Source organism: Bordetella pseudohinzii (assembly GCF_000657795.2).
Lineage (GTDB): Bacteria > Pseudomonadota > Gammaproteobacteria > Burkholderiales > Burkholderiaceae_B > Bordetella > Bordetella pseudohinzii.
This window is the reverse complement of sequence record NZ_JHEP02000004.1, coordinates 61,537-75,008: the sequence shown is the minus strand read 5'-3', so window position 1 is coordinate 75,008 and position 13,472 is coordinate 61,537. Positions and strand designations below refer to the sequence as shown.

The following is a 13,472-nucleotide window of genomic DNA, read 5'->3' as shown; positions in this document are numbered from 1 at the left end:
TGCCCCCTCCGGCTACAGCTCGCCGTAGGAGTGCAGCCCGGACAGGAACATATTCACGCCCAGGAAGGCAAAGCCGGTGATCAACAAGCCCACCAGCGCCCAATAGGCCGCCATGGTGCCGCGCAAGCCCTTCATCAGCCGCATATGCAGCCAGGCGGCGTAATTGAGCCACACGATGAGGGCCCAGGTCTCCTTGGGATCCCACTGCCAATAGGCGCCCCAGGCATCGGCCGCCCACAGCGCGCCCAGCACGGTGGCCACCGTGAAGAAGGCAAAACCGATCGCGATGGCGCGATACATGATGTCATCGAGCACTTCCAGCGCGGGCAGCGCCTGCGCGATGCGGCGCCGCGCCAGCAGGATGGCGCCGACGATCACCGCGCTCACGCCGCCGTAGACCATCCACGTCGCCGACAGGCCTTCGGTGCGAAACACCATCGGCTCGACGCACAGCAGCACGCCCAGCACGAACAGCGGCGCCAGCCGGGTCCAGGAAGCCGTCTCGCCATGCTGCTTGACCAGATAGGCGAAGCCCACCATGGCGGCCAGCGAAAAAGTGCCGTACCCGATGAAGTTCGCCGGCACATGCAGTTTCATCCACCAGCTTTTCAGGGCGGGCACCAGGGGCTGGATCTGGCCGGCATCGCGCGTGAACGCATACCAGAGCAAAAAGACCATGGCCGACGAAATCACCAGCAGCACAAAGCCGCCCAGCGCGCGCGTGGCGTACTTGCGCTCGTAATAGAGATAGAACAGCGCCGTGATGAGCGCGAACAGCACGAAGACCTCGTACAGGTTGCTCACCGGGATATGGCCCAGATCCGGCCCCATCAGATGGCCTTCGCGCCAGCGCACCAACAGGCCGGTCACGCCGGCGAACACCGCGCCCCAGGTCAGCGCCGTGCCCAGCCAGGCCGCCGTGGGGCTCACGATGCCTATCCAGTAGCAGGCCGTGGCCAACAGGAAAAGCGCGCTCATCCACAGAATGGCGGACTGCGAAGAAAAGAGATATTTCAGGAAAAAGACCTGCTCGGCCCGGGCCAGGTCGTTCTGGTAGAGCATGAGGGCCAGGCCGGCGGCCAGCGCGCAGGCCAGCATCAGGCGCCGCAGCGGCCGCCACAGCCAGCCCAGCCAGACCAGGGCAGGCACGGTGCCGCAGAGAATGATCTTCTCGTAATAATCCATGGACTGGCCAAAGCGCGTCAGCGCATAGCCCGCCCCCACCGCAAGCAGCAGGAAGAAAACCGCATCGGTCCAATCGGGACGGCCGCGCACGCTGCGCTGGTCGCCGGTCTGGGAAAAACCGCCGTGCCACATCTGGCCGCGAGTGGAGGTATTCATCGTTCACCTCGGAACGGGTCCGTCAGCGCGGCCCGGAAACGCTCGAATTCCTGGGAAAAGTCCAGTGTACGCTTCTGCGACGTCATCGCCGCCTGGATCTCGCTGCCCGCGCCTTGCGGCTTGATCCAGATCCAGATGCGCCGGTCTCGAATATAGAACATGGCGAAAATGCCCACGATGAGCAGCAGGCAGCCCAGATACACCGCGTTCTTGCCCGGCGTGCGGCTCACCTGGAAACCGCTGGCCTGAACCTGGTGGAAATCGTTGAGCGTCAACAGGATGGGCGCCGGATAGATCGTCAGATCCGACAAGGCGCCCATCGCCGCCTGCTGCCACATCGCCGCCGCCTCGGCCTCGGGCCCTGCTTCGGGCAAGGCGGGCAGATGCTCGCGCTCGCGCATGATGGCGCGCACGTCGTAGAGCGTGCTGTTGAGCAGGCGCAGCACCACGCTGGCGGCGCGCTCGACGTCCGCCGGCTCGGTGCTGGCCTGCAGCAGTTCGGACAGCGCCCGCAGACCGCCCGAGGCGAAAGTGTCCAGGCCGCGGCTGGCCGCGCCGGTCAGGGCCTGGCGATCGGCGCCGGGCGGCAGGTTGCGCTCCACGAAGCGCCTGACGGCTTCGGCCCGCACGGCCGGATCGGCCAGAGCGGCGCGCAGTTTCATGAATTCGCCCGGCGAGCCGTTCGCGTCGGCCGGAATGCGCAAATAGGCGTAGTTCTGCGAGGCATTCTGGCGCACGCCGGCCAGGATGACCGGCAGGCCGTTGAGATCGACCGGCAGCATGTACACGCGGTATTCGTTCGACTGGCCCGCGGCGTCCACGAGCTGGTACTCGATCGTGGGGCCGAGATTGCGCAGATGGTCGTTCTTGCGCCCCGCCGCGCTGCCTGTCACGGCCGCGACATGCTCGCCGAAACTCTGCTTGCCCGCCTGCGGATCGCCGCTGGTGATGTCCTCGACATTGATGGGCCGCAAGGCCGTGATGTTGAGTTTCAGGCTCTCGGTCGGCTGGCCCGCCACGCTGGCGCTCAGGTCATTGCTCTCGCCCACCGTCCCCTGCACGGAGAACGTCTGCTCGGCCGCGCCGCGCAGCGGATAGCCGGTCAGCGTCACCTTGCTGCCGCCATCATCGAGGTTGGACTGGTAGACCGTCACCCCCTTGTACCGCAGCGGCTCATTGACCTCGATCACGCGCTCGAAGGTATGGCCGTCATCGGGATCGGTGACTTCGACATGGCTGGCGAACCGGCTGGGCATGCCCGTGGAGTAATACTCGACGTCGAATTTCTTCAGTTTGAGCGTAAAAGGCAGGGGCTGCACCAGCACGCCGTCGCCCACCATGACCAAGGCGGTATTGCGCTCGGCGCCCTCGGGCACCAGCACATTGGCGCGAAAGCTGGGATTGGCCAGGGGCAGTCGGCCGCTGGGCGGCACGTCGGCGATCAGCATGTTCTCGGTGATGGGCTGCTTGCCGCCGAACATGACCTGCAGCCGCACGGGCAGCTCGCTGTCCATCAGGCCGCCGACGCAGATGATAATGAGCGAGGCATGGGCGCAGATGTAGCCAAGGCGGTTGCTGCTGCCTTTTTTGGCCGCCAGCAGCACCCCGCCCGGGTCCTGGCGCTGCCGCACGGCATAGCCCTGCTGCCGTAGCAAGGCCTGCAGCCGGCCCTGCGCGGCCTGGGGGCTCTCGGCCGAGGTCATCTGGACGCGATCGGGAAAGGCGCGCAAGCTGCTTTCGCGCACATGCTCGCGAAACGACGCGGCGTCGCGCAGCATTTTGGGGGCATTGCGAATCAGGCAGATCGAGGTGGACACCACCAGAAAGCCCATGATGACCAGAAACCACCAGCTGTTGTACACATGCCAGATGGAAAACTTATCGAACACCTCGTACCAGAAGGGACCGAACTGATCGATATAGTTGCCGGCCGGCCGGTTCTGCGGCAATACCGTGCCCACCAGGCTGGCCACGCAGATGAACATCAACAGGCTGATGGCGAAACGCATCGAGCCCAGGAGTTCGAACAGATCGCGGGGCAGGCTGCGCGGGGTGGTGCGGGAAACAGTGGAAGTCATCAATCAATAGCAAAAAGAGGGTGAGCCGCCGGCCCCCCTCCTGGACAGCATCGCCCGGTTTCCCGGGCCGGCCCGCCGGCGTCAACCGGCGGTTGAATCAATCAGCGCAAGCCCGCCGCGTAGTCCGCCACCGCCTTGATATCGTCGTCGCTCATGCGCACGGCGATATCGTGCATGGGTTGGCTGTTGGCGCGGTCGCCGCTGCGAAACAGCTTGAGCTGCGCCTCGATATAGGCCGGGAACTGGCCGGACAAGCGAGGATACTGCCCGGGCAGCCCCGCGCCGTTGGCGCTGTGACAGGCCGCGCAAGCCGGCAGGCCGCGATCGGCCGCGCCGGCGCGCCAGAGTTTCTGGCCATGCTCGACGAGCTTTTCATAGCCCGCGGTGGCGGGCTCCTTCAGGGGCTGCTGCGCCAGATACAGGGCGACGTTCTGGATGTCGGCCGGCGTCAGGGCCTGGCTCATGGCCGTCATCGGCGTGGGCGCGCCTTGCGGGCCCTTGCGCACCGGCAGCTTGGCGCCCGGCTGCACCTGGAAGTCGTGCAGCTGCTTGGCCAGATACTCGTGCGGCTGGCCGGCCAGATTGGGATTGGCGGGAATGGTACTGTTGCCGGCCGCCCCATGACAGGACGCACAGGCAATAATGCCTCGCGACGGATCGCCTTGATCGAACAACTGGGCGCCTTTGGCCGCATCGGGCTTGGCGGGGCCTGCGGGCCCTCCGGCAGCAAAACTTATAGTAGTAGTGATGGACAGACCGAGCATCAGCCCGCTTGCAACCACCATCCGGGACAGCACACGCTTCATGTAGACCTCGACGATCGTATGTCGAACTCAGGCAGCGTGCTCATGCACACTGCGCCTGACGCCTGCCCGCGCAGCCGGATGCGGCTTTTTGCCAGCCCCTCGGCCCTCCTCAAGCCTTGGGAGCCGCCCCCCACGCGCGGGGACTACTGTTGCCACTGTTGCAAACCGGCGATTATACAATAGGGTTTGCATTCACCCACCAAGTCGACCCGTGTCCCTTCTACACCGCGCCTCCTTTTTCATTTCGGCAGCCCGCCTCGACCAGCTGCCGCCCGCCGGTGCGCCCGAAGTCGCCTTCGTGGGCCGCTCCAACGCCGGCAAATCCTCGGCCATCAACGTGCTGTGCAACCAGCGCCGCCTGGCCTTCTCCAGCAAGACGCCCGGGCGCACGCGCCTGATCAATATGTTCGGCCTGCCCGATCCGCTCAATCCGGACGAACCCCTGGGCTTTCTCGTGGATCTTCCCGGCTATGGCTATGCCTCGGTGGCGCATCGCGAGAAAGAAAAGTGGGCCGACATTCTCGGCGGCTATCTGCGCGACCGCCCCTCGCTGGCCGGTATCGTGCTGCTCATCGATATCCGCCGTGGCGTCACCGAACTGGACCGCCGCCTTGCCGATTTCATCGCCCCCACCGGACGTCCGGTGCTGGCCTTGCTGACCAAGGCGGACAAGCTGCCTTATGGCCAGCGCGTGCGCGCCGTCTTCGACGTGCGCAAGCAACTGGCCGATATCGGCGCCCTGAACACGGTGCCCTTCTCGGCGACCGAACGCATTGGCCTCGATGATGCCACCGCGCAGATCGAGAACTGGATCTCTCCCAAGGTAGTGCCATGAACCCCCACATCATTTCGCCCGCTTTCCCGGCCTCGCGCCCCCGCCGCCTGCGCCGTGACGACTTCACGCGCCGGCTGGTGCGCGAAAACGCGCTCAGCGTCGATGACCTGATCTACCCGGTCTTCGTGGCCGAAGGCAAGGGCCTGCAGCAGCCCGTGCCCTCGCTGCCGGGCGTCGTGCGCTATTCGCCCGATACCGTGCTCGCCGTGGCCGAACGCTGTGTCAAGCTGGGCATCCCCGTGCTGGCGCTCTTCCCGGTCATCGACCCCGCGCTCAAGACGCCGGACGGCATCGAGGCCACCAATCCCGAGGGCCTGATCCCGCGCGTGGTCGCCGCCCTGAAGTCGCGCTTCCCCGGACTGGGCGTGCTCACCGACGTGGCCCTGGACCCGTACACCAGCCACGGCCAGGACGGCATGATCGATGACGACGGCTATGTGCTCAACGACCCCACGGTGGAAATACTGGTGCGCCAGGCCCTGGTGCAGGCCCAGGCCGGCGTGGACATCGTCGCGCCCAGCGACATGATGGACGGGCGCATCGGCGCCATCCGCCAGGCCCTGGAGCAGGCCGATCACATCCATACCCGCATCATGGCCTATTCGGCCAAGTACGCCAGCGCCTTCTATGGCCCCTTCCGCGACGCCGTGGGCTCGGCCAGCAATCTGGGCAAGTCCAACAAAATGGTCTACCAGATGGATCCCGGCAATATCGACGAGGCCCTGCGCGAAGTGGCCGGCGATCTGGCCGAAGGCGCCGACATGGTCATGGTCAAGCCCGGCATGCCCTATCTGGACGTGCTGCGCCGCGTGAAAGACACCTTCCGCGTGCCGACCTTCGCCTACCAGGTGAGCGGCGAATACGCCATGATCAAGGCCGCGGCCGCCAATGGCTGGCTGGACCACGACAAAGTCATGATGGAAGCCCTGCTGGCCTTCAAGCGCGCGGGCGCCGACGGCATCCTGACCTACTTCGCCATCGACGCGGCGGAAAAACTGCGCGACGCCCGCTGACAGCCGGCCTCAGGCAGCGGCGGGCCTGGCGGGGCGCAAACCCAGCCAGGTCCCCAACAGCACACAGACCAGCCCGGCCAGATGCACGGGGGTGATGCGCTCGTCCAGGAAGACCGCGGCGGCCAGCAGCCCGAAGATGGGCAGCCAGTTCACGAACATCGCCGCCCGGCTCATGCCCAGGCGCGCGATGCCGCGGTTCCACAGCAGATTGCAGGCTCCCGAGGCGATCACCGCCGAAAAGAACACCACGGTCCAGGCCCAGGGATCCGTTGTCCAGGACGCGGCCCGATACGTTGCCGGCGACAATGCCGCGTGGGTGGAAAGCGCCACCGCTCCGGCCAGATAGGTGTACCAAAGAATGGTCAGGGGATCGAGCGCGCGCGAGACGCGCTGGATGACCAGGCCGCCAATGACAAAGACCACCACGGCCAACAGGGCCAATAAATCGCCCAGGCCCGCCTGCGCCAGCCGGCCGCCGCTGCCGGCCACCACCAGTCCCACCCCACCCAGGCCCAGCACGGCCGCCCCGATGCGGGCCGGCGTCAGTTTTTCGCGGTAGCACAGCGCGCCCAGCACGACCGAGAACAAGGGGCTGGTGGCCATGATGAGCGTGGCATTGGCGGCGGAGGTCATGCGCAAGCCCGCCACCAGCGCGATCTGGTGTCCATAGACGACCAGCAAACCCGCCGAGAGCACCCATGCCAGCTGGGCGCGCGTCAGGCGCGGCACCTGCCCGAAACGCAGCAGCATGAAGGACGTCACCGCCGTGAAAGCCACGACGATGCGCACCGCCGCCACGACATAGACATCCATCTGGCCCAGCAGATACTTCACCGCCACCAGGTTCACCCCCCAAGCCGCCATCACGAAGAACAGCTGGACATACACCGGTCCCGGCGGGAGCGGCGTGGCTTGAGTGCTGGAGGTGTTCACGGCGGATGAGGGTATGGCGGACCGAACCGCCATACTACCCCGCGTGCAGGGAGGCGGCGCGCGCCGCCACGGGATTTCCTGCTTACTGTTGTGCTGACGCCGCGGCCTGGTCCAAGGAGGCCGAGAAACGCGCCGCATCCTGGAAACCCACCACGCGCGGCTGCGCCAGCAAACGCCCGCCCGGCGCGAAAAACATGATGCCCGGCGGCCCGAAGAGCTTGAAACGCTTGAGCAGGGCGCGGTCCTCGGCATTGTTCTGGGTCACATCGGCCTGCAGCAGCAGCATGCCGGCCATGCGTTGCGCGACGCCCGGATCGCTAAAGGTAAAGCGCTCCATCTCGCGGCAGGACACGCACCAATCCGCATAGAAATCCAGCATCACCGGCCGCGTGCTCGCCGCCAGGGCGGCATCGAGCTCGGCCAGCGTGCGCACCCGCGTGAACTGCGGATGCGCGCCCGCTGGCGCATTGTCCTGGCGCGCCGCGAGATGGCCCAGCGGCGCCAGCGCATCGCGCCCGCCGCTGGCCGCGCCGACGATCCACACCAGCGCGGCCAGGGCGAGCAGCAGGCCCAGGCCCTTGCCGAACATGCGCGCCGCCCCGGCGCCGGCCGGCAGCGCCTCGAAAGCGCGCAACATGACGGCCGACACCATGGCCAGCAGGGCCCAGCCCAGCATCAGCACCCAACCCGGCAACACCGGTATCAGCATCCACCAGGCAGTGGCCAGGAGCAGCATGCCGAACAGCCGCTTGACGCCATTCATCCAGGCGCCGGTCTTGGGCAACAACGCGCCCGAGGAAGCGCCCACGGCCAAGAGCGGCACGCCCATGCCCCAGGCCATGGCCAGCAGCGCGGCGGCGCCGAGCCACACATCGCCGGTCTGCGAGATATAGAGCAAGGCGCCCGCCAGCGGCGCGGCCACGCAGGGCCCGACGATGAGCGCGGAAATCGCGCCCATCAACAGGGCGCCGGTGTAACGCCCGCCGGGAATGCGATTGGAGCGCGCCGCCAGGCGAGCCTGCCAGGACGCGGGAAGCTGCACCGTATAGGCGTCGAACATCGCCAGCGCCAGCAAGGCCAGCAGGATGGCAAACAGCGTGAGTACCCAGGGCGTCTGCAGCCAGGCGGCCAGGCCCGCGCCGCTCAGGCCGGCGGCCACGCCCAAGGCCGTATAGACCACGGACATACCCAGCACATAGGCCGCGGCCAGGCCCAGCCCGCGCCCGCGCGAGACCGCGGCCTGCCCCTCGCGGCCGATGATGATGGACGACAGGATAGGGATCATGGGCAGCACGCAGGGCGTGAAGGCCAGCAGCAGGCCCAATACGAAGAACACGCCGGCCGTGCCGAGGATGCCCAGGCCGCCGATGGCGCCAGCCAGGCCGACATCGCCCGCGCCCAGCAAGGCGCTCAGGCCGGAGGCCGGCGCGGCAGCGGCCTGGCCCGCGAGCGCCGCGGCCTCCCGCCCCGGCTCGATGGCCGAGACCTTGATCGCATAGCCCGCGCCCTGCGGCGTGAGCGCCACCAGATGCGACATCGGCGGATAGCACAGGCCGGCGTCGGCGCAGCCCTGGCTGGTCACGCGCAGCCGCGCCGGCTGTCCCGCCAAGGCCAGCGGCACGCGGATCAGCACGTCCTGGTGATAGACCTCCATGTCCTTCTCGAAGGTGGGATCGTATTTGATCTCGCCCGTCGGAAAGACGGCGGCGCCGCTGTTGATGGACGTCTCTGGCTGGCTGGCGAGCTCGAAACGCTCGCGGTACATGTAGTAGCCCGGCGCCACCTTGAAACGCAGTTCGAGCAAATCGGCCGCGGGCTGGGCCGCGCTCAACTGGAAGGCCCGCTCGGGCTCCAGGAAATCCGCTTCGCCGGCCGTGGCCCGCGCGCCCGCAACGGCCAGCAGGCACAGCGCCAGCAGCCAGAAAACCCGCCAGATTGCGCTGCGTTTCAGATCCATCGCGACTGCCTGCATAACATCCTCTGCCTATTCAGATCCGGCGTTGCCGGCCTGTTCACGCACCCAGTCCAGATAGGAGGCCAGGCCCCCGATCACGGGAATCACGATGATTTCCGGGACGTCATAGGGATGCAGCCGCGCCAGCGTCTGCACCACGGCCTGATGCATGCCGTAGGTGGTCTTGATCGTGAGCGGAATCTCCTCGGCGCCCTCGACCTCCCCCTTCCACCGATAGACAGACAGCGCCGGCTGTCCAAGGTTCACGCAGGCCGCCAGGCCGTCCTCGACCAGCACATGCGCGATACGCTTAGCCAGCAAGCTGTCCGGAGCATTGCTGAGGATCAGCACAACGTCGTCATCGCGCAACATGCGACCTCCCCATTTGAGACCTGCGCCAAGAAACTCAGGGTATTTTATGGGATTGGCCGCGGATGCCGCTTTTCGCCTGCCGCGGCCCTCAGGAGACAAGGAAATGCCGGACAACTGCCTGTTCTGCCGCATCGCGCGGCATGAACTCCCCGCGCACGCCATCCACGAAGACAGCCGCATCTTCGCCTTCCTGGACATCCATCCGGTCAGGCGCGGCCATGTGCTGATCATTCCGAAGCAGCACTATCCCTATTTCGAAGACATGCCGGCCGACCTGGCCGGCCATATCGTCAACCTGGGCCAGCGCCTGGCCCGCCACATGAAGCGGCTCTACACCGTGGACCGCGTCGGCCTGACCTTCACGGGCATCCATGTGGCCCACGCGCATGCGCACATCGTGCCCATGCATCATCCGCATGACATCACGTCCACGCACTACATCGCGCAGCAAGACCTGACGTTCATCATGCCGCCGCAGGCCAGCAACGAAGCGCTTGCCGAGACCGCGGACACGCTGCGCCAGGCGCTGGGCTGAGCCGGAAAAACAAAAGCGGACCCGGAGGTCCGCTTTTGCCGCTTATGGCGCTGCCTTATTCGGCGGCGCTATCCGCTTCGGAAGCATCCACTTCCGGACGGTCAACCAGCTCCATGAAAGCCATGGGAGCGTTGTCGCCCTGACGGAAGCCCATCTTCAGGACACGGGTGTAGCCGCCGTTGCGGTTCGCGTAGCGCGGACCGATTTCAGCGAACAGCTTGACCACGGCGTCGCGATCGCGCAGACGGGCAAAAGCCAGACGCTTGTTCGCGAGGGTGGGTTCCTTGCCCAGGGTGATGAGGGGTTCGATGACGCGGCGCAGTTCTTTCGCCTTGGGCAGCGTGGTCTTGATCGCTTCGTGAGTGATCAGCGAAACGGCCATGTTGCGGAACATGGCGAGACGATGGCTGCTGGTGCGGTTGAGCTTGCGCAGGCCGTTACCGTGACGCATGGTGATTTCCTTTGAATCTAAAGACAGCGTTTCCGCCGCCGGGTTAGCCGGCTCTTCTATCGGCCCGTTTCAATGGGGCGGGCCGCGGTCCGGTGGACAAATGGCATCCGAAGATGCCGCTAGGGCGGCCATGGACCGTCTGGCCCATGGCTCACCGTATGGCTTACGGGCGCTCGAGGCCCAGCGGGGGCCAGTTCTCGAGCTTCATGCCCAGGGTCAGGCCGCGTGCGGCCAGGACTTCCTTGATTTCGTTGAGCGACTTGCGGCCCAGGTTCGGGGTCTTGAGCAGCTCGTTCTCGGTACGCTGGATCAGGTCGCCGATGTAATAGATGTTCTCGGCCTTCAGGCAGTTGGCCGAACGCACGGTCAGCTCCAGGTCGTCGACCGGACGCAGCAGCACCGGATCGATCTGCGGCGTGCCGCGGACCGGGGCTTCGTACGAGTCGCCGGCGCCTTCCAGGGCGGCAAACACGGAGATCTGGTCCATCAGGATGCGGGCGGACTGGCGCACGGCTTCCTCGGGCGAGATCACGCCGTTGGTTTCGATGTCCAGCACCAGCTTGTCCAGGTCGGTACGCTGTTCGACGCGGGCGCTTTCAACGGCATAGCTCACGCGGCGCACGGGGCTGTAGGAAGCGTCCAGGACGATGCGGCCGATGGTGTGGGTGCGGTCTTCCGACAACGCGCGCACATTGCCCGGCACATAGCCGCGGCCCTTCTCGACCTTGATCTGCATCTCCAGCTTGCCGGCATCGGTCAGGTTGCAGATGGGGTGATCGGGATTGACGATCTCGACGTCATGCGGCAATTCGATGTCGCTGGCCAGCACCTGGCCGGCGCCGTTCTTGCGCAGGATCAGGGTGACTTCGTCGCGGTTGTGCAGCTTGAACACGACGCCCTTCAGGTTCAGCAGGATGTCGACGACATCTTCGCGAACGCCCGGAATGGTCGAGTATTCATGCACGACGCCGGTCATCTGCACTTCGGTCGGCGCGTAGCCGGTCATCGAAGACAGCAGGATGCGGCGCAGGGCGTTGCCCAGCGTGTGGCCGTAGCCGCGCTCGAACGGCTCCATCACGATCTTGGCGTGGTTGGGGCCGACCGGTTCGACTTCGATGGAACGCGGCTTCAGAAAACCTTGAGTGGACATGTACTGGGTTCCTTTTCAATACCCTCGGCTCGTTACACCGATAAGGCTGATGGAAGTAAATGCTGCGGACAGCGGGGTAAAACAGCGGCTTAGAACACCGCAAAGCCCGCCTCGGCCGATAAGGGCCTGGGCGGGCTGGGACGCGCCGTTCGCGGGCGCAAGGCCCGCGATACGATTAACGCGAATACAGTTCGACGACCATGGATTCGTTGACGTCGCGGGCGACATCAGCGCGATCCGGAGCCGACTTGAACGTACCGGCCATCTTGCTGGTATCGACTTCCACCCACTGGGGGATGCCGATGCTCGAAGCCAGATCCAGCGATTCGCGGATGCGGGCTTGCTTCTTGGCGCTTTCGCGCACCGTGATGACGTCGCCAGCCTTGACCAGCATCGAAGCGATATCGGCGGTGTGGCCGTTCAGTTCGATGGCGCGGTGGCTCACCAGTTGGCGGGCTTCGGCGCGGGTCGAACCGAAACCCATGCGGTAGACGACGTTGTCCAGACGCGATTCGAGCAGCTGGATCAGCGTTTCGCCGGTGTTGCCACGACGGCGCTCGGCTTCGGCGAAGTACTTGCGGAATTGCTTTTCCAGCACGCCGTACATGCGCTTGAGCTTTTGCTTTTCACGCAGCTGCAGACCGTAGTCAGAGGTGCGGGCGCCCGAAGTGCGGCCATGCTGGCCAGGCTTGGAATCCAGCTTGCACTTGGAATCCAGCGAGCGGCGGGCGCTCTTCAGGAACAGATCGGTGCCCTCGCGGCGCGAGAGTTTGCACTTGGGACCAGTATAACGAGCCATGAAGGTTCCCCTTAGATACGACGACGCTTCGGCGGACGGCAGCCGTTATGCGGGATGGGCGTGATATCGGCAATGCTCGAGATCTTGATACCCAGCGCATTCAGGGCGCGCACGGACGATTCGCGGCCAGGACCAGGACCCTTGATGCGGACTTCGAGGGTCTTGATGCCGTATTCCATCGCCACGCGGCCGGCCGTTTCGGCGGCGACCTGAGCGGCGAACGGGGTCGATTTGCGCGAGCCCTTGAAGCCGGCACCACCCGAAGTCGCCCAGGACAGGGCATTGCCTTGGCGATCGGTGATGGTGATGATGGTGTTGTTGAACGATGCGTGAACGTGCGCGATGCCGTCCGAGACGTTCTTCTTGACCTTTTTGCGCACGCGCGAAGCGCCGCTGGTGGAAGCTTTCGCCATAATCTAAATCCTCGATTATTTCTTCAGGGACGCAGCAGCACGACGCGGGCCCTTGCGGGTGCGGGCGTTGGTGCGAGTGCGCTGGCCGCGCACGGGCAGACCGCGCTTATGACGCATACCGCGGTAGGTTCCCAGGTCGATCAAACGCTTGATCGAGAGCTGTACTTCACGACGCAGGTCACCCTCGACAGTGAACACACCCAGGTGTTCACGGATGCGTTCCAACTCAGCGTCGGTCAGATCTTTGACCTTTTTGGTAACGGGCACACCAGCAGCTTCGCAGATCTTGCGGGCGCGCGTACGACCGATGCCAAAAATGGCGGTCAGGCCGATCTCGGCGTGCTGTTGCGGCGGAATGTTAATGCCAGCAATACGGGCCATGACTGTTCCTTGATTTAATCCGTTGCGTACCGCTAACCGGGGTTAGCCTTGACGCTGCTTGTGACGCGGGTCGGTGCAGATGACACGCACGACGCCGTGACGTTTGATAACTTTGCAGTTGCGGCAGATCCGCTTAACCGATGCCATTACTTTCATGGTTGACTCCTAATTTTCCGTAACCCGGTTCCGCATCATTTGGAGCGGAAGACTATTCTTGCTCGCGTCAGATCATAGGGCGTGAGCTCCACTGTGACCTTGTCGCCGGGCAGAATCCGGATGTAATGCATGCGCATCTTGCCGGAAATATGGCCCAACACCACGTGGCCGTTTTCGAGCTTGACGCGAAAAGTCGCGTTGGGGAGGTTCTCAAGAACCTCACCTTGCATCTGGATGACGTCGTCCTTTGACATA

General features: G+C 65.2%; 16 protein-coding genes. 3 read left to right on the top strand and 13 right to left on the bottom strand.

The window, feature by feature from the left end:
* Positions 1 to 12 precede the first annotated feature (12 nt).
* The 3 genes from ccsB to L540_RS06895 form a co-directional block, all read right to left on the bottom strand.
* Positions 13 to 1,341 carry a c-type cytochrome biogenesis protein CcsB gene (gene ccsB / locus L540_RS06905; RefSeq protein ID WP_043207280.1) on the bottom strand — a complete coding sequence of 443 codons (1,329 nt, stop codon included), beginning with the start codon at positions 1,339 to 1,341 and terminating at the stop codon, positions 13 to 15.
* Entirely contained in the window at positions 1,338 to 3,419 is a 2,082-nt protein-coding gene (locus L540_RS06900) for a cytochrome c biogenesis protein ResB (protein ID WP_043207281.1), read from the bottom strand. The genes ccsB and L540_RS06900 overlap by 4 nt, the downstream gene beginning before the upstream one ends.
* A 101-nt stretch (positions 3,420 to 3,520) precedes the next feature.
* A complete protein-coding gene (locus L540_RS06895; protein ID WP_043207286.1) occupies positions 3,521 to 4,225 on the bottom strand; it encodes a c-type cytochrome in 705 nt (234 codons plus the stop codon).
* 211 nt (positions 4,226 to 4,436) lie between these two features.
* Here L540_RS06895 and yihA point away from each other — a divergent pair, with 211 nt between their 5' ends.
* Positions 4,437 to 5,060 (top strand): ribosome biogenesis GTP-binding protein YihA/YsxC, encoded by a 624-nt coding sequence (gene yihA / locus L540_RS06890; RefSeq protein ID WP_043207289.1) that lies wholly within the window; start codon positions 4,437 to 4,439, stop codon positions 5,058 to 5,060.
* Positions 5,057 to 6,073 carry a porphobilinogen synthase gene (gene hemB / locus L540_RS06885; RefSeq protein WP_043207290.1) on the top strand — a complete coding sequence of 339 codons (1,017 nt, stop codon included), beginning with the start codon at positions 5,057 to 5,059 and terminating at the stop codon, positions 6,071 to 6,073. The genes yihA and hemB overlap by 4 nt, the downstream gene beginning before the upstream one ends.
* A 9-nt stretch (positions 6,074 to 6,082) precedes the next feature.
* Here hemB and L540_RS06880 read toward each other — a convergent pair whose 3' ends face one another.
* Genes L540_RS06880 through cutA form a run of 3 tightly spaced genes read right to left on the bottom strand, consistent with a single transcriptional unit; the run spans position 6,083 to position 9,332 of the window.
* On the bottom strand, positions 6,083 to 7,039 hold the full coding sequence (locus L540_RS06880; RefSeq protein WP_048026142.1) for a DMT family transporter: 957 nt from the start codon (positions 7,037 to 7,039) through the stop codon (positions 6,083 to 6,085).
* A 49-nt stretch (positions 7,040 to 7,088) separates the two neighbouring features.
* On the bottom strand, positions 7,089 to 8,963 hold the full coding sequence (gene dsbD, locus L540_RS06875) for a protein-disulfide reductase DsbD (protein ID WP_048026140.1): 1,875 nt from the start codon (positions 8,961 to 8,963) through the stop codon (positions 7,089 to 7,091).
* A gap of 27 nt (positions 8,964 to 8,990) precedes the next feature.
* Complete coding sequence (gene cutA / locus L540_RS06870) at positions 8,991 to 9,332, bottom strand: divalent-cation tolerance protein CutA (RefSeq protein WP_043207293.1); 342 nt, start codon at positions 9,330 to 9,332, stop codon at positions 8,991 to 8,993.
* A 103-nt stretch (positions 9,333 to 9,435) separates the two neighbouring features.
* On the opposite strand from cutA, the gene L540_RS06865 reads away from it, so the two are divergent.
* Positions 9,436 to 9,867, top strand: a complete 432-nt coding sequence (locus L540_RS06865; RefSeq protein WP_043207294.1) for an HIT family protein — start codon at positions 9,436 to 9,438, stop codon at positions 9,865 to 9,867.
* Positions 9,868 to 9,922: 55 nt separating this feature from the next.
* Here L540_RS06865 and rplQ read toward each other — a convergent pair whose 3' ends face one another.
* The 7 genes from rplQ to infA form a co-directional block, all read right to left on the bottom strand.
* A complete protein-coding gene (rplQ, locus tag L540_RS06860; RefSeq protein ID WP_005017352.1) occupies positions 9,923 to 10,318 on the bottom strand; it encodes a 50S ribosomal protein L17 in 396 nt (131 codons plus the stop codon).
* Positions 10,319 to 10,481: 163 nt separating this feature from the next.
* A complete protein-coding gene (locus L540_RS06855) occupies positions 10,482 to 11,468 on the bottom strand; it encodes a DNA-directed RNA polymerase subunit alpha (protein WP_029579961.1) in 987 nt (328 codons plus the stop codon).
* Positions 11,469 to 11,643: 175 nt separating this feature from the next.
* Complete coding sequence (rpsD, locus tag L540_RS06850; RefSeq protein ID WP_043207296.1) at positions 11,644 to 12,267, bottom strand: 30S ribosomal protein S4; 624 nt, start codon at positions 12,265 to 12,267, stop codon at positions 11,644 to 11,646.
* Positions 12,268 to 12,278: 11 nt separating this feature from the next.
* Positions 12,279 to 12,680 carry a 30S ribosomal protein S11 gene (gene rpsK, locus L540_RS06845; protein WP_005017345.1) on the bottom strand — a complete coding sequence of 134 codons (402 nt, stop codon included), beginning with the start codon at positions 12,678 to 12,680 and terminating at the stop codon, positions 12,279 to 12,281.
* Positions 12,681 to 12,695: 15 nt separating this feature from the next.
* Complete coding sequence (rpsM, locus tag L540_RS06840; protein ID WP_005017342.1) at positions 12,696 to 13,061, bottom strand: 30S ribosomal protein S13; 366 nt, start codon at positions 13,059 to 13,061, stop codon at positions 12,696 to 12,698.
* A 42-nt stretch (positions 13,062 to 13,103) separates the two neighbouring features.
* On the bottom strand, positions 13,104 to 13,217 hold the full coding sequence (gene rpmJ, locus L540_RS21490) for a 50S ribosomal protein L36 (protein WP_003806928.1): 114 nt from the start codon (positions 13,215 to 13,217) through the stop codon (positions 13,104 to 13,106).
* A 35-nt stretch (positions 13,218 to 13,252) separates the two neighbouring features.
* Positions 13,253 to 13,471, bottom strand: a complete 219-nt coding sequence (gene infA / locus L540_RS06835; RefSeq protein ID WP_003806927.1) for a translation initiation factor IF-1 — start codon at positions 13,469 to 13,471, stop codon at positions 13,253 to 13,255.
* Between the last annotated feature and the right edge of the window lies 1 nt (position 13,472).

Bases quoted from the DNA above. Each gene is read 5' to 3' on its own strand.
- cutA (WP_043207293.1), bottom strand. From the start codon at position 9,332: ATGTTGCGCGATGACGACGTTGTGCTGATCCTCAGCAATGCTCCGGAC.
- dsbD (WP_048026140.1), bottom strand. From the start codon at position 8,963: ATGGATCTGAAACGCAGCGCAATCTGGCGGGTTTTCTGGCTGCTGGCG.
- ccsB (WP_043207280.1), bottom strand. From the start codon at position 1,341: ATGAATACCTCCACTCGCGGCCAGATGTGGCACGGCGGTTTTTCCCAG.
- rpsM (WP_005017342.1), bottom strand. From the start codon at position 13,061: ATGGCCCGTATTGCTGGCATTAACATTCCGCCGCAACAGCACGCCGAG.
- infA (WP_003806927.1), bottom strand. From the start codon at position 13,471: ATGTCAAAGGACGACGTCATCCAGATGCAAGGTGAGGTTCTTGAGAAC.
- L540_RS06855 (WP_029579961.1), bottom strand. From the start codon at position 11,468: ATGTCCACTCAAGGTTTTCTGAAGCCGCGTTCCATCGAAGTCGAACCG.
- rpmJ (WP_003806928.1), bottom strand. From the start codon at position 13,217: ATGAAAGTAATGGCATCGGTTAAGCGGATCTGCCGCAACTGCAAAGTT.
- L540_RS06895 (WP_043207286.1), bottom strand. From the start codon at position 4,225: ATGAAGCGTGTGCTGTCCCGGATGGTGGTTGCAAGCGGGCTGATGCTC.
- rpsD (WP_043207296.1), bottom strand. From the start codon at position 12,267: ATGGCTCGTTATACTGGTCCCAAGTGCAAACTCTCGCGCCGCGAGGGC.
- L540_RS06900 (WP_043207281.1), bottom strand. From the start codon at position 3,419: ATGACTTCCACTGTTTCCCGCACCACCCCGCGCAGCCTGCCCCGCGAT.
- hemB (WP_043207290.1), top strand. From the start codon at position 5,057: ATGAACCCCCACATCATTTCGCCCGCTTTCCCGGCCTCGCGCCCCCGC.
- L540_RS06880 (WP_048026142.1), bottom strand. From the start codon at position 7,039: ATGGCGGTTCGGTCCGCCATACCCTCATCCGCCGTGAACACCTCCAGC.
- rpsK (WP_005017345.1), bottom strand. From the start codon at position 12,680: ATGGCGAAAGCTTCCACCAGCGGCGCTTCGCGCGTGCGCAAAAAGGTC.
- rplQ (WP_005017352.1), bottom strand. From the start codon at position 10,318: ATGCGTCACGGTAACGGCCTGCGCAAGCTCAACCGCACCAGCAGCCAT.
- L540_RS06865 (WP_043207294.1), top strand. From the start codon at position 9,436: ATGCCGGACAACTGCCTGTTCTGCCGCATCGCGCGGCATGAACTCCCC.